This window comes from Bacillus sp. 3255, assembly GCF_031456485.1.
Classification (GTDB): domain Bacteria; phylum Bacillota; class Bacilli; order Paenibacillales; family NBRC-103111; genus Paenibacillus_E.
The window spans coordinates 315,225-337,880 of record NZ_JAVDUS010000002.1; the positions used below are offsets into that span (position 1 = coordinate 315,225).

The following is a 22,656-nucleotide window of genomic DNA, read 5'->3' on the forward strand; positions in this document are numbered from 1 at the left end:
TTATAAATTACTTATTGATAAAAATAATATACTATAATATACTTTGTTTATTCGCGCGGATGTATTGTCTTTTCAAGATTCAGGAAGGAGAAATTAAGAATGCCGAACAAACAAAATAATAAAGCCGTACCATCCTCTATAGGGCTGATCATTCTCGGCATTATTGTTATTGCAGCTAATTTACGTACTCCCTTAACATCAGTCAGTCCTTTAGTAAGTCTAATAAGGGATGACATTCATATTTCAAATACATTAGCAGGCCTGATCACAACGGTACCCTTGCTTGCATTTGCTTTATTATCGCCTCTAGTACCAAAATTAGGGCAAAGGTATGGGGTTGAACGGATCATAATGATTGCCTTACTCTCTCTCACTGTAGGTATTGTAATACGTTCTTTATCTGGCGCAGCTAATCTGTTTATTGGGACAGCAATTCTTGGATTTGCAATTGCGGTATGTAATGTATTATTGCCAAGTATAATCAAAAGGGATTTCCCAAATAAAATTGGTGCCATGACAGGTGTTTACTCCATTTCAATGAGTTTATGTGGAGCAATCGCATCGGGAATCAGTGTGCCTCTAGCCGCGAACGCAGGTCTAAAATGGCAGGGAGCATTGGGAATATGGGGGGTTCTAAGCTTTGTATCGGTCCTCTGTTGGTTACCCCAAATAAGAATTCAAACGAAGCAAACAACCACGGCGAGTCAACAAATGGCCAGCAACGATGTGAATGTTTGGAAATCCCTCATTGCCTGGCAAGTAACCTTGTTTATGGGTATACAGTCCATGGTTTTCTATGTGTTGATCGCATGGTTGCCTGAAATTTTAAAGCAGCAAGGAATTCATCCAAATCAATCAGGATGGTACCTCTCGATCATGCAGTTAGTTATGCTTCCATTTGTCTTTATAGTCCCCGTTATTGCTGGGCGCATGTCTAGCCAACGGTTGTTAGTGGTCATTACAACCATTTTGCTTTTGATGGGAACGATTGGACTTCTTTACGGAAGCTCCAATATGATTCTGTTGTGGATCATCATGCTCGGAATTGGTGGAGGCTTCGCCTTTAGTTTGTCCATGATGTTTTTCGGGTTACGTACTGAAAATGCGCATCAAGCAGCGAAACTGTCTGGCATGGCGCAATCGATCGGATATCTTTTTGCCGCAGTCGGTCCTGCTCTTATAGGATATCTGCATGATGCGACAAATAGTTGGAACCTGCCACTTTTCATTCTGCTTGGTGCTGCGGTATTGCTCTTTTTAGTTGGTATAGGAGCAGCAAGAAACCGTTTTGTAGATAGCAAAATAGTTGCGAGCTGCCACGGAAAGGATGATAAATATGTTTGGCAAAATTATGGTGACCATTGATAGTTAATGTCAGCCAGGAATATGTGTCGGATGGCATGACAAGTGTCAGCCACAAGGTTTCACAGCTATCAAGATGCCCAGTCCTCATTGTGCATTAACTCTTTCGGGGACTGCAGAGATGATGCGATGTTATACTGAAGGGTACGTTATTTGAATGACTACAGCGGCAGTCTAAGGCTTTTTATCCAAGTCTTGGTCTGCCGCTGCTTCCTTTAAGGGATCAGTCTAAAACTTATTTTCACCGACCTGCTTCCTTATACATCGTATTCGGCTTTATGACAGATTCGTCTTGCGTTTTTTTGAATGAACGGCAGATTAACTACGCAAGGGTAAGCCAACATAAGGTCTATTCAATGTTTATTCTGCCCAATATATTGTGCAACGTAAAAAGGATCCGCCGCGACGAATCCTTTTGTTGTTTTTATTCAACGTGAATATGGTATGTTATCGTTAATTCCGTTTAGAAGCTGGATTTATCAACTAAGTCGATGAGTGGTAATTCGTTTGAGAACTTTTCTGCGACTAGATCAACCTGCTTACCGTCAGCGCGAATTAAGGTGTAGTATTCATAAGCCCCTATGACCGTAAAATCGTTCTGCATCACACCCGGGTAGGCCCGGTTTACGGAATAAACTTGACTTTTATAGGCTTGCAATGCCTGTCCCTTCAACAATCTATATTCACTGATGTCCACTTTTCCTGTAATCATGCATGTATCCTTGGGCCCAGCGTCCTGACAATGATCATAATAGTGGGGAACGGATATATAATAAAACTTAGGCAACCGAGCCGGGGAATAATATGGCTCCGATAAGATTACGGCTTTTTCTGCTGCATGGGAGACGGCAATATGATCCGGATGTCCGGTAACCCCATCCATCGGAAACGATAGGATTACATCTGGTTTTAAAGCAATAATCGTTTGACTAATCCGCTCGGCCAGTTTATCCGGATCTTGATCCTTAAGGCTCCCGTCTGGGTATCTATATAAAATTAAGTCGGTAACACCCAGTATGGTACATGCCATCCGTAATTCTTCCTCGCGGTGCATGGCTAACTGTTCTCGCGAGTTAAATTGAAACTCGCCGGATCTCCCTTTGCAGCCCGAAGTGACGCATATTAAAAACACCTCGTGCCCCTGTTTATGGGCTTTAGCCATGGTTCCTCCAGCAGCAAAAGATTCGTCATCAGGATGAGCAAATACGAATAATAACCTCTTGCTCATATCACTCAGCTCCTTCCTTCAATTCGCTGATCGAGTCCTTTAGATAAACGAGGCCCATCGAAGTCACGTTGTTTATCGGTTCACCCTGCATTTCAACGATTTGAGCTTGGGGTGCATATTCCTCAACTTGCGAAATCAATTGTTCCCGAACGAGGCTAATATTTTGCAATACGCCGCCTTGCAGGATCAGTTTAAACGGTTTATCCGTAAGCATTAATTGCTGAATGATAGCTCGCACACTTACAAACAATTCCTCACTGGCTGCGGATAAAATACGTTTAGCTACAGGATCCCCGGCTATCGCCGCTAAATTAACCGAATGAGATAATTCTCCTAATTTATCCACTGAGTAGTCCGAACTATAGACCCAATTGAACAGGTCTTCTACATGGCTGATGCCCATGTGCGGCAGAACCCATTCATGTAGTCTAGTTGCGTCCCCCCGACCATCATGCGTCCGAAGAATCGCTGTCACGGCCTGCTTGCCGATCCAATACCCGCTTCCTTCGTCCCCTACCCGATGCCCCCATCCGCCAGTCCTGCCCGTTTGGCCTAACTCGTTTATGCCAAATACGATCGACCCTGTTCCTGCAATGACGAGCACACCGGGCTGGCCTTCGGTTGCACCTAACAATGCGGCTAATCCATCGTTATGGACCACTAAGTGCCCTACTTGGATCGTCAGAAGGCAGAGGGTCTCCTTCACCATTTCCATAATCACTTTCCTATCATATTCCGTATCCAACCCGGCGATTCCAAAAACGGCGCAGCCGATCTCGACTGGAGGGAGCGTCGCGGAATCTACGGTTATCCCGAGATCCACTATCGCCTCGCGAATACCATGAGCGATTTCCCGCAATGCCCTCTTCTTACCAACCCCTTGATAATTACATGGACCTGCTTTTCCTTGTCCTAATATATTTCCTTCCTTATCTGTGAGTACAACGCGGCTTTTGGTACCTCCTCCATCAAAAGCAAGCAGGGGAATTTTTATTTTCCTCATTAAGCTTCACTCCATAAAAGAATGACTTCATCCAGATGCTGAATGGCACATCGGCTCTTTTCCCGAGCCTCTTGCAGCCATTGAAAATGTGACGAGTACTGGAGCCTGCGGTCATCAATGATTCTTTTCATTTCTTTCGGATTTGGGCCCCCCGGCAACGTACGGATGTCTACAAAATGAACGGGGTCCATCGCTCTGTGCAAGGTTTCTTCATTCAAGGACACGTCACGGCCAATAACTTGTCTTGCAGCGTCATTCACCAACTGAAGTGTGATTTGATTCGCGTTTAACCCGCTAGCAAGCGCTTTTTTGACTACTTCACTGACGATATGATGGGCTTTTCTGAATGACAGCGCATCCGATCTTACTAACGTATCCGCCAGCTCAGTGACTGTTGCGAAGCTTCCTTCCGTCCTCCGGCGAAGCACTTCCTTGTTGACCTCCATCGTACCCATGACGGCAGCTAACAATCTATATAACTTATCCATTATATCTAAACTTTTCCAAGCATACGGCTGCATATCATCCTCGGTATCTACAATATCTCCGAAGGGCGTGTTATGAATCATGGATAGAATTGTATTGGTATTCCCTACGCAGCTCGACAATAACGCCCGCATATGCTCCAAAGAGACGGGGTTGCGTTTCTGTGGCATGATGGAACTGATCTGTACGTAAGGAGCTCCTACCTTAAGCACCGCAAACTCTTGCGTACACCACAAGAGAAGATCTTGTACAACCCGCCCTAGATTAATTGCCGCCAGCTGAATGGCCGTCGCGATTTCACCTAAATAATCAGCGCCGCCTATCGCATCATATGAATTTTCAATAAGTTCATCAAAAGCAAGCAGGTTCATCATACGTTCCCGGCTGATCGCAAATCCGGAGGTCGTCAATGCCGCTGCCCCCATACTGCTTCGGTTACAGTTGGCATAAGCCGCCTTCATGCGTCGAATATCCCGATTCAGGGAATCGATAACAGCCGTCATGTAGTGTGCGAGAGTCGTTGGCTGAGCCTGCTGTGTATGTGTATAGCCTATCATCACCGTGTCCAAATGTTCCTCTGCAAAATTCAGTAAATGGTCCTTTAAGAGAAGTGCAGAAGACAGTGTCACCGCTAATTTCTCTCTGAGCACCATTCTATAGATCGCAATTCCCATATCATTGCGGCTTCTCGCAAGATGCAAATTGCCGGCAATATCCCCGGCATGTTCCAACAGCTGATGTTCAACCTGAAAGAATAAATCTTCGAACTCTCCGGTATAAGCGCTATGGCGCAGAGCCTCCACATCTAGACTCTGAATGGCTCTAGCAATTTGTTTGCATTCTTCTTCCGTGATCAGTTTTTGCTCACGCAGCATGATCAGATGTGCTTTATTGATTGCCATCATGGGGCCTAGCAGATTTTCTTTTGCTTCATTAAAAGCCGGTTCCAAAACAACCTCCGTATACGTTTTACCCGGAAAAGAAGCTCCTTCCGATTCCAGCAGCTGTTCACGATATCCCATTGTGCAGTTCATCCTTTCCTTTCATTTTTTGCTCTCATTTCTAGCCAATTCGCGATTAGTCGATTCATATTCCGAGCAGCTTCCTCCACGATCGACTCCCCGGCTTCATAGGAAGTTTGCTTGATTTTACCTGTGTATCCATCCCATCCTTGGGGCGTACCCTCCACTAAAACATAGGGCATTGTAGTTAATAGCGGATATGAATCTAATTCCAAGTCTGAATCCTGTACGGAAACCAAGTCCGGTCGAAAAGCCTTAACGGCAGACATTTCGTATGGACCCCCATGGCCTCTGCCCGCAGTCCCTTGAAATAACCCCATTTGCTCAGGAAAATCCGCCGCAACCATTTGCCACCAGTTGATTAACAAGAAGCTCGCGTCTTTATATACACCGGTGATGGATTCGGCTACGGTCCGGGAAGGCCCCATATTGCCATCGTGAGCATTGAGTAAGACAATATTTCGAATTCCCAACTGACAAATTCCGTCTACGATGTCTGATAAGTAATCTATAAAGACAGATGGGCGGACCGAAACCGTACCAGGATAATCTTGGGTTTTGCCTGGACAAGGCGTATACGAGATGACAGGATAGATTAAGGGCTTAAGAGCAGAATCTACCATTTGTGCAAAGCCCTCAGCCAAGATAACATCCGTACCCAACGGTGAATGTGGTCCATGATACTCTAAAGAACCGATTGGAACCACAGCGAATTGCGCTGTATTCTTAACTTCATCTACCTCTCGCCCATGAACATTAATTACATTCATATCCCCTGAACAACCTCCGAATTCATGATACATCCGGAGGACACCGATCGTGACCTCCAGATGTAATTGGTTAGCTAAATGCTAGACTACTGTTTTTGGCTAATCATATTAACGAACATACGAATAGCGCCAGGAACTAGATTTGGAATTTCACGATACCATACCAGCGAGCTGTATGTGTAAACACCTTTTCCATAAGGAGCTGATAAGAAAGAACCTGTAAATTCTTTTTCACCCGGATCTCCGTTAGAAATCAGCTGCGTATACTCATTGCCCCATTCTGCAGGATTATAAGCGGAACGGTCCTGAATCCACGAATCCCAATCCGCATCTGTAATTTTATTAGGGTAATTGAAGATCGGATGATCCGGGGCCAGCATCGTAACCTTGGAATTCTCATCGGTTACCCGCCATTGAATAAGCGGCTCCCCAATCTTGATTGGATAAGGCGCAAGATCAGGCTTCCATTTATCCTCAGGCTTGTGATATTGAACCACGAGGTTCCCGCCGTTCTTCACATAGTCCAATAGACGTTGATTACTCGGAATCAGCTCCGGACGGAATGCGTATGCGCGAATGCCAAGAACAATCGTATCATATTGAGAGAGATCGCCGAATTGGATTGCCTTGTCATCCAGCTTCACAACATTAACGCCTACTTGACGCAAATATTCATCAATGTTATCGAAACCGCTTGACACGTATCCAACTTTCAAGTTTTGCGGAACTGCCAGATCAAACGCTTGAACCTTTAGTCCGGCAGGCTGAATCAAATATGTTTTACCGATATGCGGGTATGAAATCACTTGAACGCCTTCATTGCTTTGAACATTTTCATTCCTAGCTACTGCCGTAATTGAATACATGCCTGTAGCCACCTTGGAGGAGCCTTTGACCGTGAAAGAAACGGATTTGGTTTCGCCTTTAGAAGCGAAACTTATCTCTTCTACAGCCGGCTCAGCCGTCCAGCCCTCCGGCAAATTCAAGGAAATGGATGCTTTCGAAGCGCCTGGCGTATAGTTGCGCACGGTAACCTTAACCGGAATCGCCTCATCCGCTTTCAATGTATTAAATACTGTTGCACTAGGGCTAAGCGACATCGCATACGCAGGAAGAACGGCAACCGCATTTTGCGGAACTGCTCTAACCGTACTGGACGTATCAAATGCCTTGTATGTAACGTCAGCCGTTAGGTTCGGTGCCGCATAAGGCTTGAACTCAGCAGCGTCCTTAGGTACGGTCACATCGTACGTAACAGATACCGTTTGATTATTGCCAATCGAATCGAAGTTAACCGGCCCTGCAGCCTTTGTTGCCCAGCCTTGCGGAACATTCAAGTTTAGCTGAATGTTTTTCAGGTCGACATTGCCGCCGTTGAAGGCAGAAACCACGACCTTGGTCGTTTGCCCAGCTACCAGCTCACCTGTATCCGGCTTAACTTTAACAACCAGCGAAGTAGCTTCCATGCTAGCTTTGTTCAATTGCGCGTCTTTCACATTCAAACGATAGAACAGGTCATCCTTCACGGCTTGATCCAGACTGGAAGACTTCACATCGGCCAAGGCATTTTGGACATCCTTTTTCATTTCGTGAACTTCCCGAGCCACTTCCGTGAAGTTAGGATACGCCTTAATAACCTCTTCACTGTCTTTTTGCAGCTGCTGTAGGTCCTTCGTTACTTTGTTATCTTTGCCTTTGGTCTCAACCTCTTTAGCCAAATCGGCAAAAGTAAATGCAATGCCTTCAAAGAAACTTGCTTCCTTATCACTCGTTTTTACCGTACTTGATTCAAGTGTATAGTAATTACCGGAGGGACCTTCATCTACGACTCTGCCCATACCTTGACTCTTATGCATAAAACGTGATTCCTCACCCAATTGCACATAAGAGGCGCCGTAGATGTTATCATATTCGCCGACTGGAACCATGACGTTATATTTCTTGGCGTCTGCTGGCAAATATAACTTCTTAACCTGCCAAGGCTGCAGACCTTTCTTTAGCTGCTCAGGGAATACATTCGGGTCAGCGGCATCCTTATAAGCCCGAACAGTAAGAACGTTAATCGTTCTATGATGGCCATGTGTCGAATCTTCATTCAGGAATGATGGGATGATGACATCCGGACGATCCTCACGGATCTTACGTATCAACCTTTCGTACGCAACGGACTCTCCCCAATGTTGAAGCGTTTCTTCTACACTTTTGGAAAATCCGAAGTCAAAAATCGGATCATTGATTTCCTCGCTAAGCATACCTAGCGTTACGTTAGTGATTTTAGAAGCTTCCTGCAGTTCGCGCGTTCTGATGATGCCCAAGGGATTTCCCAGCTCGCTGCCGATTTCATTTTGCCCGCCCTCGCCACGGTTTGCAATAACGCTGAAAGTATTGACTCCTTTGCCCAGAGAAAGATAAGCTAGCATAGCACTATGCTCGTCATCTGGATGAGCACCGGTGTTCATGGCACTTGCAATCGTCGTTAACGGTTTGATCGATTTCCATAGATCTACTACGCCTCGCTCCGCATAAGCAGGACTTGCCATTGCAGGTAAGAGCATACTTCCCGCGATCGCAACGCTTGTCATCATGGATACTAATTTGGGGCTTGATTTCGACTTACCACTCAATTGAACTCCTCCTTTGATCATCACTTTCTCACACGGCAAGAAATGGCCAATTTCCCGCTGTATATCATGACGTGGTTATGAACTCCTAGGTGTTCCCACGATATGACCGAACCTGCTTGATATGAAACAGTGATCGTCACAATGCGCTACCCGCTTTATCCCCTGTAATCTTACGCGAAATAAAGAGAACAATGATGATCAGGACGATCTGCAAAACGCCGTATGCACAAGCGGTGCCGAATTCGAATGAGTACATCCTCTGAAATATTTCTACTGAGATGGGAACGGTACTTGTTTTAAAAAGCAAAATGGATGCCACGAATTCGCCAATGCCATCCACGAAGGCAAGCAGTGTCCCGGCCAGTATGCCGCTTAAGGCCATCGGGAACACGACGCGCCGGAAGCTGTACCACCAGGTAGCCCCCAAATTGCGTGCTGCCTCTTCCGTGGAGGCGTCCATCTGTATCAAAGTGGCGGACGTCGAGCGGAAAACCAGAGGTAAATGGCGAACAAAATAAGCGATAGGCAAAATCCAAAAGGTTCCTACCAACACTTGGTTAAAGCTGAATATTGAAGGCGTACTGAATGCAGCTATCAGATTAATACCTACAACCGTACCCGGCAGCGCCCATGGAAGCATAATAAATATGTCCATTAACGACTTTCCTTTGAATTTCATACGAACCATCGCATAAGCTGCCGCTACGCCAAATATGACATTACCTAATGTGGCTATGGAGCTCATTTTGAAACTGTTAACCACCGGACGCCACGTTTTACTTTCCGTAAAAAGCTCCACATAGTGCTTAAAGGTGTACTCCGGAGGTAATATTTGCGTAGTCCATTTGCCATCTGCGGAAAAAGAGATCAGAATGATCACGAAAATCGGCAGAAGCAGAACAATGACACCGAGGAAAGAAAGCAGCATCGCCAAATACCGGCCCCACACCGTTTTCACCTCGGTCCTGTGCACAGAGACGCCTTTACTCATATTTTGATAGTTCCGAAGACTTTGATACCAGCGCATTAGAATCAAAAACAAAATGGAGACGAACGATAAAATCGTCGATTGCGTCGCAGCCATATCCAGATTGCCATTCGTACGCGACAAGTAAATCTGCATTGTCATAGTTCGTTCTATTCCAAAGATGAGTGGTGCTGTGTAAGAAGCCATAGAAACCATAAAAACCAGCAGAGAAGAAGCGATAATGGCCGGCGTCAGCATCGGAAGGATAACCCGCCGCCAAATATACAATCTTCCGGCTCCAAGACTGGAAGCCGCTTCCTCCAGGGATGGATCCAAGCCTTTGATAGCGGACGAAGCTGTCATGTAGAAATACGTATACATTGTAAACGTATGGACAACGAGGACTCCCCACACACCTTTAAGTGAAAAAGGGACGTGATCCATGTGAAACAGAAGCTTCAGAGCTCGGGGAATGATCCCGCTCTCACTATATAAAAACGTAAAAGAAAGCACACCGATTAACGGGGGCAAAGCCATTGGAACCATTACGAGCACGGCTAATATTTTCCGTCCCGGGAATTCATAGCGCTCAAGCAAGAATGCCATGGCGATACCAACGAGTGCGCACGTTATCACACTAAGGACCGATAAATAAATGCTGGTCCATAGCGCTTCCAGATTTGCAGTGTGCTCCAAGCTAAAGAACTTGGCGTAGCTTTTCATCGAAAACTGCCCATCCACGAAGGCACTTTGTAAAAAGGTCTGACATAAAGGAAATAACACGTATGCCAGTAATACAAGAAATAGCGGTGCTACTAGTACATAAACGAAATTGGGTGAATGTACGATCGAACGTTTACGAGTGACAGGCTGTGTATAGGATTGCATCTCTGATTTCATCGTCGGATCCCTCGTCTACCCCAGCAGGTATACGCTTTCTTTGGGAATATAGATAAACAACTCGTCCCCGCGCTGCTGGACCTGTGTTTTGTGATTGACAAACATGGCTTTCAGCGAAAGCGCCTGCACCTGAAGTAAATAATTGACGCTGATACCTGTAAATTCTGAAATCATCACCTTACCGGTCACCGCATTCGTTTGAAGCTGCTCCTCCGGCAGTGCTTCACGAATGGATTCAGGACGTATGGATACCGTTATTTTTGTCCCAACGCTCAAAGTTGTGTCCGGCGAACAATTACGGGCCAAAGCCGTTAGCACGAGGCTAGGGGCAACTCGGATTTTGACTTCCTCCCCATGAATCTCTTCAATAACGCCTTCCCACAAATTCGACTCACCGATGAACGAAGCTACGAACCGATTAACCGGACGGTGATACACTTCCTCGGGGGTCCCGATTTGCTGGACGACACCGCCATGCATGACCATAATGCGGTCTGACATCGACATCGCTTCTGCTTGATCATGGGTAACGTAGATCGTAGTTATTCCAAGCTCCATCTGCAGACGCTTGATCTCTAGGCGTGTTTCTTCTCTAAGCTTAGCGTCTAGATTGGATAAGGGTTCATCCAAAAGTAATATTTTAGGCTCAATCACGAGGGCTCTTGCTAGAGCAACACGCTGTTGCTGACCTCCTGACAATTGGTCAATTCGTCTGTGTCCGAAATCACCCAGATGTACCTGTCTTAAGGCTCGCTCTACCTTCTCGGTGATTTCCGCTTTGGACTTTTTTCTAACCTCCAGACCGAACGCTACATTTTCAAATACGGTCAAATGCGGAAAAAGCGCATAGTTTTGAAATACCATCCCCGTATTACGTTTATTCGGAGGCAGAATCGTCACATCTTCATGCCCGAAGACAATACGTCCTGCGCTCGGATAATAGAATCCGGCGATCATTCGGAGCGTCGTTGTTTTCCCGCATCCGCTCGGACCAAGAAAAGTGAAGAACTCTCCTGGCTTAATTCTGACATCTACATTTTGGACACCTTTCACTTTGCCGAACTCTTTACTTACATGTTCCAAGGCCACATCAATCAAGCAGGCTACCTCCCTTGTTGTAATCAGGCGGAGGGAATCCTCCGCCATCAAATCCGACTTATTTGCCGCCTTTGCCCCTGATGTTTTCGTCCCAGTACTGCATCCAGTCTTTTTCCTTATTCGCCATAACTGTCCAATCCAACTGCATAGGCTTTAATTCAACACCCTTCAACCAAGCAGGAAGCGTATCTTTGCTAATATCCGTTCTGGTAGGAATCTGGAATAGCTTCTCGGCTAATTCCACTCGCAGCTTGGCGTCAAATAAGAATTCATAAAACTTCTTAGCCGCGTCCATGTTTTTGGCACCTTTAACAATACCTACACCATCTACCAGAATCGGCGCACCGCTCTTCGGATAAATAAAGTCAAATGGCTGCTTCTGCAATTCCTTCTGAATCATGATATCTTGCATGTTCCACAGAGACAGAGTTCCTTCTTCACGCGCCAGCTTCAAATATAAGTTTGTAGGATCCTGCGCATATTCTTTCGTATTCGCATCCAGCTTCTTCAGCCATTCGTAGCCTTTCTTCGGATCTGTTGCTCCACCTTCTTTAAACACCATCGCTGAGTAAATTGTTCGCATCGTACCGGAAGCGAGAACACCGCGAATGATGATTTTCCCCTTGTATTTAGCATCAAGCAGATCATCCCAATCCTGTGGAGCATCTTCCTTTTTCAGCGCTTTAGAGTTATACATAATAACCTCAGGCAGCAGCATTTCACCGTACCAACGGTCCTTCGCATCCTTATAGAGCGCCGGTATGCTGTCGCCGAAGCTAGGTTTGAAGCTTTCGAGGAGTCCTTCATCCGCCGCTGTCATGAGCGAGGACTGGGTTCCACCCCACCAGAAATCCGCTTGCGGATTAGCTTTCTCTCCACGGACACGTTCCATAATCTGCTGAGCGCCCATCGTAAGCACTTCAACATCAATATTTGGATTTTTCTCTTTAAACTTTGGAATAATCTCATCCACAACGTTTTTATCTCTAGCTGTGTAAATGACGAGCTTTTGCTTCTCAGTGGACTTTGGAGTTTCGGCAGGTTTAGCCGATTCTGCCGGTTTATCTGTGGGACTGGTTGTTTGCCCACCACTAGGAGTCGCGCTCCCACACGCTGTAACCGCTGTCATTACAGTACAAAGAAGCATGCTGGTAACCCATTTCGATACGTTCCCCTTTATCATTCTCATCGTTTAAATTCCTCCAGTAGGTTATTTTTGACGATTCGTTATGTAGGTTTATGTAAGGGCTTCCAAAACAATTTGAATGGCTCCGATAATTCCTGCTTTAATGCCTAAGGCTGCAACTTTGACAGGCGGTACAAAAGGAACCCATTCTGCAAGAAGCTGGTTTAACTTCTTTATCCCCTGTTCGCCGATGTTGACCATTTCTCCGTTAATGATTAACAACTCTGGATCTAAGACACTAATCATATTGACCATGCCATGTGCCCAGTGAACGTAAATGTCTTCCAGAAGCTGCTCAGCTTCCCGATTTCCGCCCTCTGATTGCCTCATAAGTTCGGCGATCACACTCGTATCTTCATTCCAGCCTGTAAGAATCAGCCTTGCTTTTTCAGTGATGCCAGAAACCGAATAATTTCTTTCGAATACGCCATATTCACCGCGTCGAGTTCGTCCGACTGGCCCAATCATCATATAGCCGATCTCGCCAGCAGCTTCACGAAAGCCACGATAAAATTGGCCATCAACAATAATTCCTGCACCGATCCCTGTACCTACATACATATGAACTTGATTACGAACACCAAAGCCAATCCCCTGATGAAACTCACCAATCGTCATTAAATTAACGTCATTCTCGATGAATACCGGAATACGCAATCTTGCTTCCATTTCTTGCTGAACAGGCAGCCCCATCCATCCTGTGCTTGGCGCATAACTAATCGTTCCGTCCGTGCGTTGCGTGATTCCCGGAAGTCCGATCCCAATCCCTAGAAGGTGGTCTTTATCAAAACCACTTTGCTTCAGAAGGACATCCACACCCACTTCCAGTGCACGGATCGCCGTCTCTCCGTTAGTCGGTTGAGATAACCGGGTCCCATAATTGAAGAGCAATTCACCGCTAAGATCCGCTATGGACATATGGAGGGTACTACCCTCAAATACAGCGCCAATCACACCTTTAGCTTTAAAATTGTACTCAAGTAAAATCGGTTTTCTTCCTCCTTTGGATTCACCGACGCCGACCTCGTTGATGAGGCCTTCACGTATCATTTCATCCACTAAAGAGGAAACGCAAGGACGACTTAATTCAGTGAGCTTAGCCAGATCCGCCCGGGAAACACGCTTGTATTCCCTGAGCCGACTTATAAGGAGATGTCGATTCATTTGTTTAACTAGCTTGGTATTTCCAGCTTGACCATGCCCAAGCACTTTCTCACCCCCTTTGATAGTTAAGATGACTAACAAAGTGTCTTGATTCAAATTCTAAAACCGGAGGGAATATTTGTCAACGAATTTTATGGAAATATTTTCCTTCAAATTTCTGCTTTTTTCTCCTTATTAAGTGTCCGATATTATAGGCTATGGGCTGATTGTAGCGAATGAAATCATCGAAGAAGGTTCTGATTCCTTCTTCATCATTCGAGAAGATTAAGGATTACCAACGAGGAATCAACGGAGGTTAACTGCACGTACAACATGCGTTTGTTGAACGATGTCGATCCCTACAACTAGATTTTGGGTTTTATTTTTTTAATTGTCATGCGACTGCATATCCGCGAAATCCGCTGCTTATAGATTTGTTAACGATTGGCCCCTAACTCTATAAAAAGAACGTTCACCCACAGTAGATGAGTGAACGCTCAACGGGACACGTTTCGATCTAGGTAAAGATCTAGGTAACCAATGCTGTCTGTAAAGTGTGCCTTCTGCCTAGCAGTCTTTCAAATCGCTCTTACTCAGCCTCATCTTGGCGCAGTCAAAGATATCTATCAGACTCGTCACTAGAATAAACTCAATGAAACCCAGCAAATGCTCCAAATCCACACAATAAAATAACCGGTCTTATTTGACCGGTTATTTATCTAAAGATTATTATGTTCGAAAACGTCGGTTACTGACATCTTCGCTTAAGACATTCATTTTATCTACAGCGGCTTCTGATATGATTGGGGCTGCAGCTCTAGAAACTTAGAGCCTCTAGGGATTATTTTGATATTAGTGACTTCATTAATTCAATTGGGTAGGTGTATGATGGTGGTGCACTTGCGTAGTATGTTGGTGCTGCCCCGTGTGGTGGTGCTGCCCGGTATGTTGATTGTGATGAACAGCATGGTGTTGATGGTGGTGCATGGGATGATGATGCATATAAGGATGGTAAGGATGTGGACCATAGGCAACATAATGATGCATAGGATGGTAAGCAACATGATGCATGGGATGATAGGCATGGTGGTGTGGGTGATACACGTGCGGATAATAAACGTGATGCGGCTGTGCATAGTGGGCTTGAGTGTGATGTGTTTGCGCTGGAGAATGAGCCACTGGCGCCACTATAGGTTGTTGGTAGATCGGGAGATTATCTCCAGTCCATTTTGGAGCTTGTTGCACCGGTTGAGTTGGTTGAACTGATTGAATCGGTTGAATCGGTTGAACTGGTAGGACTGGTTGGACTGGTTGGACTGGTTGAGCTGGTTGAGCTGGTTGAGCTGGTTGAGCTGGTTGGAGTTTCTCCGTTCTTGTTACAGTTTGATAAATTGGTAAGCTATCTTCCGATGATACATTGTATTTAAGCATTTGTTTGCTCCTTTCTAGGGTAGGCATCTGTCAATACGCCATCCTATGCATCGTTTCGGATTTTGGGTATATGTCTACAGAAATTGGGCTCATGTATCATGATTTGTGAAAACTCCAGCTTTGCGAACATGAATCCAGTCTCCTATCTTCGCAATAATGGGTTTCTCCCATAAAGGATGCTGGAATTGTGAGAAGTAGGAGAAATCAGGATGAACATAATGATCCGTCAGAAATGCTGATTTCGTACTGCCGGACATTCTATGTTTATTAAGCACATTAATAACTTCTTCCCCAGAAGCTATACCGAGCCCATGACCATGCCCATAATAAAGATCGTTGTCCAACAAGACGACGTTCTCCCCTTTCCACCAAGGCAGCAATTCCTCGAAATCGGGATTTTCAAAATAAAGCACATCCCCCACTACAGCCTCCGCGTTATTGGTTTGGTTGATGAGATTCAATTTGCCATTGGAATGCCAATCAAATAATAAAAGATCCGCAAATAAGAGGTCAAATTGACCAGGATCTATCGATTGTAAAAGTGCATGATACAAGACGACGATGACAGCCATTGAACACTCGAATCCGTAAGAGCTGCCATTTGCGAATATATCCTTTATCGCATCCTTTGGTGCAACTCCACGATTCAGTTGGAACCTGCCTTCATTCGTTAAGTGCCAATATGCCGGGTTGCAGAGTGTTCTTTCGAATCCTGCAAAATAGACACCAGCTCTGCTCAGCTCTTTCGCGGACTCCATAATCTGCGTTCGCATGTACAGCTCAAACAACAAGGAATGCATAGAGTTATACCGATACTCATAAGGGCTGGTCTGCTTCTTTTCAAAAATGGATAATTCTAACTCAGACAGCGTACCTTCTCCAAAGGATATATAGCTGGTGCCTTCGATTAGGATCATAGCTTCTCCCCATTATGAAGTAAGTTTGATTCACCTATTTTTATATGTGAGGTTTTGGGGTTGTGTGAATGAGAAAGCAAAGCTGTTATTTCATGAACCGTTATCAGTATTAGGACACTTTTATGGGATCATATAAAAAGTTAACCTCCTAGCCGAAACTCCCGTTAATTCTGCACAAAATGGCCGCAAGGGGGCACTCTTCGCCATTTTAACGGGAGTAATTCCTGTTATTCCTTCCCAAAGCCTATACGGCATAGGAATTGCGGGAGTTTTTCCTTTTATTCTGTTCTCGAGTAGGATTTCGACGTGCATCTCTGTACGAAGATCCCCGTTTCAGCAGGGAGGTAGGAGGTAGTAGGAGGAAGTAGGAGGAAGCAGGAGCCGATCCTAGCCTAAGGAGCACGGGTAACGGGAATTTCTCCTGTTAATTCCGCAGAGTCGAGCCGGTCCGGGTAGGATAACTGGATAAACTCCTGTTAATTCTGCACAAAATGGCCGCAAAAGGGCATTCTTCGCCATTTTAACGGGAGTAATTCCCGTTATTCCTATCAAATGCCTATTAGGCGTTGGAATAGCGGGAGTTTTTCCTTTTATTCTGCGGTCAGGTGGGATTTCGATCTGCTGCGCTGCGGCATATCACTTGGCAATTTCATCCGTCGCTTTAATGTTGCGCAGGATGCTGACTTCGACCCGGCGATTCTTCGCCCGGCCTTCCGTCGTATCGTTAGACGCGATCGGACGGTACTCCCCGAAGCCGACGGAAGAGTAGGAGGTCGGATCGATCCGGCCGTTATTCAGCAAAATCTTCATGAAATTAACAGACCGCTTGGCGCTCAAGTCCCAGTTCGTCTCGAAATCGGCCCGGTGGATCGGAATATTGTCCGTATGCCCCGCCACCTCCACTTGATAGCCTGGATAGGTAGCCAGCATCTCCGCCATCGAAACGGCCAGCTTCTGCGCATCCTGCTTGATCGTGGCCGAACCCGAATCGAACAAGGCGCGATCACTGATCGTTATCGTCAATTTCTCGCTGTCCAGCTTCGTCGTCAGCTGCTCGTTCAGCTGATTCTCTTTAATGAAAGCGTCCATGCTTTTCTTTAATTCCTCGAGATCCTTCTCTTCCTTCTGCAGCTTGGCGGCCAATTGGCTATCCGTCTTGCTCTCTACTTTGGTCGGCGGGTTCTGGTTATTGTTATTGTTCTTCGTAGAATTCGCCGCGTCATCGATCGGAATCAGATTGGACATCTCGAAGGGCGCTTGACCGCCGGTAAAAGCATTATTCAGCGACCGCATGATCGAGTCGTATTTCTTCGAATCCATCTGGCTGGAGGCGAACAGGATGATGAAAAGAGCCAGAAGCAAGGTAAGCAAATCCGCATACGGAATCAGCCAGGATTCATCAACGTGTTCTTCATGTTCCTCATGCTTCTTCTTTTTACTCACTCTGGGGAGGCCCCTTTCGCTTCTTCGTCAAAAGCCAATCGATCGCCGTTCGCGATGAAGATCATCATTTTTTGCTTCACAGAGTTAGCGGAAACGCCGGATTGAATGGACAGCAGCCCTTCAACCACCATGAGCTTGATTTCTACTTCCTTCTTGGACTTCTGCTTCAGCTTGTTGGCGAACGGGTGGAAAATAACATACCCGAGGAAAATCCCGAACATCGTCGCGACGAATGCCGCCGAAATCAAGTGCCCCAGCTTCTCTACTTCGCTTAAGTTACCGAGGGCCGCAATCAACCCTACTACGGCGCCCAGAACGCCAAGGGTCGGTGCATATGTACCGGCTTGTGTGAAAATACCTGCATACTTCTTATGGCGCGCTTCCATCTCGGCAATATCTTCAAGCAGTACGTCACGGACGAAATCCGGATCGTTGCCGTCAATAATGAGACGCATACCGCTTTTCATGAAAGGGTCGGACAGCTCTTCCGCTTGTTTCTCGAGCGACAGCAAGCCTTCGCGGCGCGTGATGGATACCCAGTCAACGAACGTATCGATCAGTTCTTTTTTGGGCATTAATTTTTGTTCCGTAAAAATGATTTTCAATAAGGTCGGAATCTTCTTGATTTCTTCCAAGGAAAATGCGATGAACAAGGCCGATGCCGTACCGCCGAAAATGATCAGCGCCGCCGCCGGATTTAACAGCGCAGCCAAGCTTGCTCCTTTCAGCACCATCCCCACACCGATGGATATTAGTGCTAAGACAATTCCAATTAGCGATGATTTTTCCATATTCAAGGCACCCTCTTCTCCTATGATGATTGCTTCATACGTACATGTGTAATTTCCAATATTTCGACAAAAAAATCAGTCCATATTCTTAATAATAGGTTTGATCACCGCAAATTACAATCGTTTTCGCCGAAAATCTAGGACTATAGTCATGTATATTTTGTGAATTGTTACCAAGGAATGACGAAATCCGACTTTCCTCTAATAGCTTATTTAGACCCCGGGCAGGTCAATTCCTTCTAAAAGCGATCTCTGGCGGAACTATATGGATCTGGTATGATCTGGTATACTTTGTGGAAATGATAGGAAAAGATTTTACAGCCTTGAACATGAAGGAGCGATGAGCATGGAAAAACGGAATTTCGGTTCGACGGGGCAGCAGTTTCCCCTGCTGAGCTTCGGGGCGCAGCGCATTGTGGACGAGCACAATTGTACGGAGGATGAGGCCATTGCCATTGTCAATCGGGCTATTGACGAAGGGATTACTTATTTCGATACGGCGCCCAGCTACTCCAAGGGACAATCGGAAGAACGCCTGGGCAAGGCGCTGGCATTGAGAAACCGCAGAGAGAACGTCTGGATTGCGACGAAGACCCACGACCGCACGAGAGACGGTTCGATGAGGCTGCTTGAGGCGAGCTTGAATCGCCTGCAGACGGATCATGTCGAGGAATGGCGCCTGCACAACATCATGACGATGGAGGAGCTGGAGCAATGTTTCGCCAAAGGAGGCGCCCTGGAGGCATTGATCGAAGCCAAAGAACAAGGCATGATCAAGCACATCTCCATCAGCGGGCATACGAACCCGCGCGTCCAGTTGGAGGCGATCGAACGTTACCCGTTCGACAGTGCGCTTGTCGCGCTATCCGCCGCCGATCATCTTGTGTACAGCTTCGCGCACGAGTTTCTGCCGAAGGCCAATGAGAAGGGCGTCGCCGTCATCGGCATGAAGGTGATGGCGCTCGGTAAGCTTGCTCCCTGGTACGAGAAGGCGCTGCAATATACGTTCTCATTGCCCATATCGACGGCTATCGTCGGAATGGAATCGATGGAACAGCTCGAGAAGAACCTCGCAATCGCAGCAAGCTTTAAGCCGATGACCGAGCTGGAGCAGCTCGCCTTCCTCAAAGAAATTATGCATCTGGCGAACCCGGATGTGCTCCGCTGGAAGTCTACCGACTGGGTGTCGGGAGAATGGTACGTTCGCTAAAACAAATAAGCAGCCCCATAAGTGATCCCTCACTTGTGGGGCTGCTTCATTCATCCGTCCGTTTATTCGATGATCAATGCATATACGATCCCGGGACCATGCACACCGATGGTCAAATCGTTCTCGATATCGGCAGACCGGCTCGGGCCGGAGATGAAGTGGATGCCGGCAGGCCGCTCGCCGAGCGCCAGTTCATCGAACGGACGCAGCACTTCGCCGAGCTTCGTCTTCAAACGATCGACCGGAATGATGGCGATGAACGTCGTCGGGAGCAGGCTGACGCTTCGGCCTCGCGTACTGTCCGACGTGACGACGAGCGAGCCCGTATAGGCCACGGCATGCTGTACCGCCACGATGCCGATATCCGCGCCCGCTGCCTTAGCGACAAGCTCGTCTTTGGCCACGCTATCCGCACCTTGCGAGTTCCAAACGGTGATGTCCGTATCCGTGCCGGCCGATAGGCCTTCCCGAAGTTCCTTCAGCTCCGGCTGATCCTGCATAATCAAATGCTTCGCCTGCGTCTGAGCGATGAAATCGGCAATGAACGCCTCCGCCTCCGCCATGCCCTGCAGGCGCTTGGTATGCCCGCCGGCCTTCTGCCAGTTCGACATGAACAGCTGGATGCGGTCTTCCATCGGGAGATCCACTTCGGCCCAGAAGGCCGGAGCGCCCTTCATCGGATGCGCCGGAGCGGAAGCCAGCGGCTTCGAACGGCCGAGGCGGTTCGAGATATTCGCGAAGAACGCTTCCTGCTTCTTCAGCGCATGTTCGTGCAGTCCCTGGAGAAATGCTGCATCTGATTTAGCCATGATGATGTCCTCCTCCGCCATTTTTGCGATCCGCCACAAGCTTCTCCATGCGCGCTTTCATCGCAGCGTCAAGCTCCGGGAACGTCCCTTCCAGCTCCTGCTCGATGTCTTTCCACGATTCGCGGAACGTCTTCTTCGCCAAGCTCGGTGCATAGCGGTACGAATTCCAGCCCGAGAGCGGTCCGACACGCGCCTTGATGTGACCGTCGCGCACAAGCAGCTTCTGCCCCACACGCCCGATCTTAATCAGAGCTTTCACACGCTTCGAATCGGACATCAGGAATTTGAAGCCCTTCATGCCCACTTTCTCGGCCAGGTCGGTCGAACCGCGGTTCACCTTGCGCTGACGCAAATAAACGAGCATATCATGCAGCGGAATCTTCACCGGACAAGCCTCGTAGCATGCCCCGCAGAGGCTGGAGGCGTTCGCGATGTCGTCCCACTGATCGACGTTCTTATTTAGCGCCGGTGTCAGCACCGCGCCGATCGGTCCGCTGTACACGCCGCCGTAAGCATGACCGCCGATATGGCGGTAAACCGGGCAGGCGTTCAGGCATGCGCCGCAGCGGATGCAGTTCAGCAGCTCCTGGAACTCCGGATCGCCGAGCTGCAAGGAGCGCCCATTGTCGAGGATGATGATGTGCATCTCCTCAGGGCCGTCCCCGTCCTGCTGACGCTGCGGTCCGGAAATGACGGACATATACACCGTCAGCTTCTGTCCGGTCGCCGAACGCGGCAGCAGCGTCGCCATCACTTCGAGATCATCCAGCGTAGGAATAATCCGCTCCATGCCCATGAAGGTGATTTGCGTTTTCGGAATCGTGCTGACCATCCGGGCATTGCCTTCATTCTCGAAAAGCACCATCGAGCCTGTCTCCGCAATGGCAAAATTACAGCCCGTCATGCCGATATCGGCCTCAAGGAACTTCTCGCGCAGCTTCCTGCGCACATAGCCGGCCAATATGCCCGTATCGGGCTCCAGCTTCTCCCCGGCGTCTTCCGAGAGCAGATCCGCGATCTGGTACCGATTCTTGTGAATCGCCGGGATGATGATATGCGACGGTGTCTCGCCGGCCAGCTGAATAATATATTCACCCAGGTCCGTCTCGATCGCTTCGACGCCGATCTGCTCCAGCGCATGGTTGATGTGCAGCTCCTCGGAAACCATCGACTTCGATTTCACGACGCTCTTCGCTTTCTTGTGCTCGGCGATCTGCATCGTCAATTGGACGGCATCGGCCGCATCGGCGGCAAAGTGCACGTGCACCCCTTGCGCCCTTGCATTTTCAACGAATTTGCTCAAATAATAGTCGAGATGCGCAATCGTATGGAGCCTGATTTGCCGACCCCGCTCACGCCATTCTTCCCAGTTGCCGTGCTCGGCGGTCGCCGCCAGCTTGCCGTTCTTCAGCCGCTCTGTGGTGAACTTCACCGCATTGCGCAAAAAGTCGTTATTCAAAGCAATCTTCGATCTTTCCTTGACGGTACTGCCGCCGGATTTATGCTCGCTCATGGGCCATCTTCACTCCCTCAGCCAGTAATTCCGCCAGATGCATCACCTTCACAGGCTTCCCACGGTACGATAAATTACCGGCAATATTCATCAAACAACCCATGTCAAGCCCGACGAGCACCTCGGCTTCCGTCTCCAGCACATGGTCGGATTTCTCCGAAACCATCGCCCCGGATATATCGCACATTTTCACAGCAAAAGTACCTCCGAACCCGCAGCAATCCTCCGCATGCGGAAGCGGCACGAGCTCCAGTCCGCGGATATTCTGCATCAACTGCATCGGTTCCGCTTTGACGCCGAGCAGCCGTGTGCCGTGGCAGGACGGGTGATACGTAACTTTATGCGGGAACGACGCTCCCAGATCCGTCACACCGAGCACCTGAACCAGGAACTGCGTGAATTCATAGGTCTTCTCGACGAGGCGGTTGGCACGCGCCAGATTGGCCGGATCATGCTCGAACAGCTTCGGATAATAATGGTGAATCATGCTCGTACAGGAGCCCGAAGGCGAAATCACAAAATCGCTGTCTTCAAAAGCATCCAGCAGCGTCAGCGCGGATCCCTTCGCCTCATCCCAATATCCGCTGTTGAAAGCGGGCTGGCCGCAGCAGGTTTGCGTCGCCGGGAAGTCTAGCTTTACTCCGTATTTTGCCAGGATATGAACGATGGACTCGCCAACCTTGGGATAAACAAGATCGCTTAGGCACGTAATGAACATCGATACTTTCATGTTGCAGCTAACTCCCTTCCTGC

General features: G+C 47.6%; 18 protein-coding genes. 2 read left to right on the top strand and 16 right to left on the bottom strand.

Features of this window, described 5'->3' with window-relative positions; genetic code table 11:
- The first annotated feature begins 99 nt into the window (after positions 1-99).
- On the top strand, positions 100-1,365 hold the full coding sequence (locus tag J2X61_RS04045; RefSeq protein ID WP_310186059.1) for a CynX/NimT family MFS transporter: 1,266 nt from the start codon (positions 100-102) through the stop codon (positions 1,363-1,365).
- 460 nt (positions 1,366-1,825) lie between these two features.
- Here the strand turns inward: J2X61_RS04045 and J2X61_RS04050 are convergent, their stop codons facing one another.
- The 13 genes from J2X61_RS04050 to motA all read right to left on the bottom strand — a co-directional run bounded on the left by J2X61_RS04050 (position 1,826) and on the right by motA (position 18,371).
- The gene (locus tag J2X61_RS04050; RefSeq protein WP_310186061.1) at positions 1,826-2,590 is read right to left on the bottom strand and encodes a PIG-L deacetylase family protein; all 765 of its coding nucleotides are present in this window, start codon (positions 2,588-2,590) and stop codon (positions 1,826-1,828) included.
- A gap of 1 nt (position 2,591) precedes the next feature.
- Positions 2,592-3,593 (bottom strand): N-acetylglucosamine kinase, encoded by a 1,002-nt coding sequence (locus J2X61_RS04055; RefSeq protein WP_274466108.1) that lies wholly within the window; start codon positions 3,591-3,593, stop codon positions 2,592-2,594.
- Positions 3,593-5,101, bottom strand: coding sequence for an argininosuccinate lyase (gene argH, locus J2X61_RS04060; RefSeq protein WP_274466109.1), 1,509 nt, complete (start codon positions 5,099-5,101; stop codon positions 3,593-3,595). Before argH ends, J2X61_RS04055 begins: the two co-directional genes overlap by 1 nt.
- Positions 5,102-5,109: 8 nt before the next feature.
- Entirely contained in the window at positions 5,110-5,871 is a 762-nt protein-coding gene (locus J2X61_RS04065; RefSeq protein WP_310186063.1) for a creatininase family protein, read from the bottom strand.
- An 86-nt stretch (positions 5,872-5,957) separates the two neighbouring features.
- Entirely contained in the window at positions 5,958-8,456 is a 2,499-nt protein-coding gene (locus J2X61_RS04070) for an NEW3 domain-containing protein (RefSeq protein WP_310186272.1), read from the bottom strand.
- Positions 8,457-8,631: 175 nt separating this feature from the next.
- Positions 8,632-10,362 (bottom strand): ABC transporter permease, encoded by a 1,731-nt coding sequence (locus J2X61_RS04075; protein ID WP_310186065.1) that lies wholly within the window; start codon positions 10,360-10,362, stop codon positions 8,632-8,634.
- Positions 10,363-10,377: 15 nt separating this feature from the next.
- Entirely contained in the window at positions 10,378-11,460 is a 1,083-nt protein-coding gene (locus J2X61_RS04080) for an ABC transporter ATP-binding protein (protein WP_274466112.1), read from the bottom strand.
- A gap of 58 nt (positions 11,461-11,518) precedes the next feature.
- A complete protein-coding gene (locus J2X61_RS04085) occupies positions 11,519-12,649 on the bottom strand; it encodes an extracellular solute-binding protein (protein ID WP_379239475.1) in 1,131 nt (376 codons plus the stop codon).
- 48 nt (positions 12,650-12,697) lie between these two features.
- The gene (locus J2X61_RS04090) at positions 12,698-13,855 is read right to left on the bottom strand and encodes an ROK family protein (RefSeq protein WP_274466114.1); all 1,158 of its coding nucleotides are present in this window, start codon (positions 13,853-13,855) and stop codon (positions 12,698-12,700) included.
- 798 nt (positions 13,856-14,653) lie between these two features.
- Positions 14,654-15,220, bottom strand: coding sequence for a hypothetical protein (locus J2X61_RS04095; protein WP_310186069.1), 567 nt, complete (start codon positions 15,218-15,220; stop codon positions 14,654-14,656).
- An 89-nt stretch (positions 15,221-15,309) separates the two neighbouring features.
- Entirely contained in the window at positions 15,310-16,137 is an 828-nt protein-coding gene (locus tag J2X61_RS04100) for a protein-glutamine gamma-glutamyltransferase (RefSeq protein WP_310186071.1), read from the bottom strand.
- A 636-nt stretch (positions 16,138-16,773) separates the two neighbouring features.
- Entirely contained in the window at positions 16,774-17,580 is an 807-nt protein-coding gene (gene motB / locus J2X61_RS04105) for a flagellar motor protein MotB (protein ID WP_274466118.1), read from the bottom strand.
- The gene (motA, locus tag J2X61_RS04110) at positions 17,577-18,371 is read right to left on the bottom strand and encodes a flagellar motor stator protein MotA (RefSeq protein WP_274467433.1); all 795 of its coding nucleotides are present in this window, start codon (positions 18,369-18,371) and stop codon (positions 17,577-17,579) included. The genes motB and motA overlap by 4 nt, the downstream gene beginning before the upstream one ends.
- 346 nt (positions 18,372-18,717) lie before the next feature.
- On the opposite strand from motA, the gene J2X61_RS04115 reads away from it, so the two are divergent.
- Positions 18,718-19,581: an aldo/keto reductase gene (locus tag J2X61_RS04115; protein WP_274466119.1), complete on the top strand. Its 864-nt coding sequence runs from the start codon at positions 18,718-18,720 to the stop codon at positions 19,579-19,581.
- 62 nt (positions 19,582-19,643) lie between these two features.
- Here J2X61_RS04115 and J2X61_RS04120 read toward each other — a convergent pair whose 3' ends face one another.
- Genes J2X61_RS04120 through J2X61_RS04130 form a run of 3 tightly spaced genes read right to left on the bottom strand, consistent with a single transcriptional unit; the run spans position 19,644 to position 22,633 of the window.
- Entirely contained in the window at positions 19,644-20,390 is a 747-nt protein-coding gene (locus J2X61_RS04120; RefSeq protein ID WP_310186075.1) for a LutC/YkgG family protein, read from the bottom strand.
- Positions 20,383-21,903 carry a LutB/LldF family L-lactate oxidation iron-sulfur protein gene (locus J2X61_RS04125; protein WP_274466121.1) on the bottom strand — a complete coding sequence of 507 codons (1,521 nt, stop codon included), beginning with the start codon at positions 21,901-21,903 and terminating at the stop codon, positions 20,383-20,385. The genes J2X61_RS04120 and J2X61_RS04125 overlap by 8 nt, the downstream gene beginning before the upstream one ends.
- Positions 21,890-22,633 (bottom strand): (Fe-S)-binding protein, encoded by a 744-nt coding sequence (locus tag J2X61_RS04130; RefSeq protein ID WP_310186078.1) that lies wholly within the window; start codon positions 22,631-22,633, stop codon positions 21,890-21,892. The genes J2X61_RS04125 and J2X61_RS04130 overlap by 14 nt, the downstream gene beginning before the upstream one ends.
- Positions 22,634-22,656 lie beyond the last annotated feature (23 nt).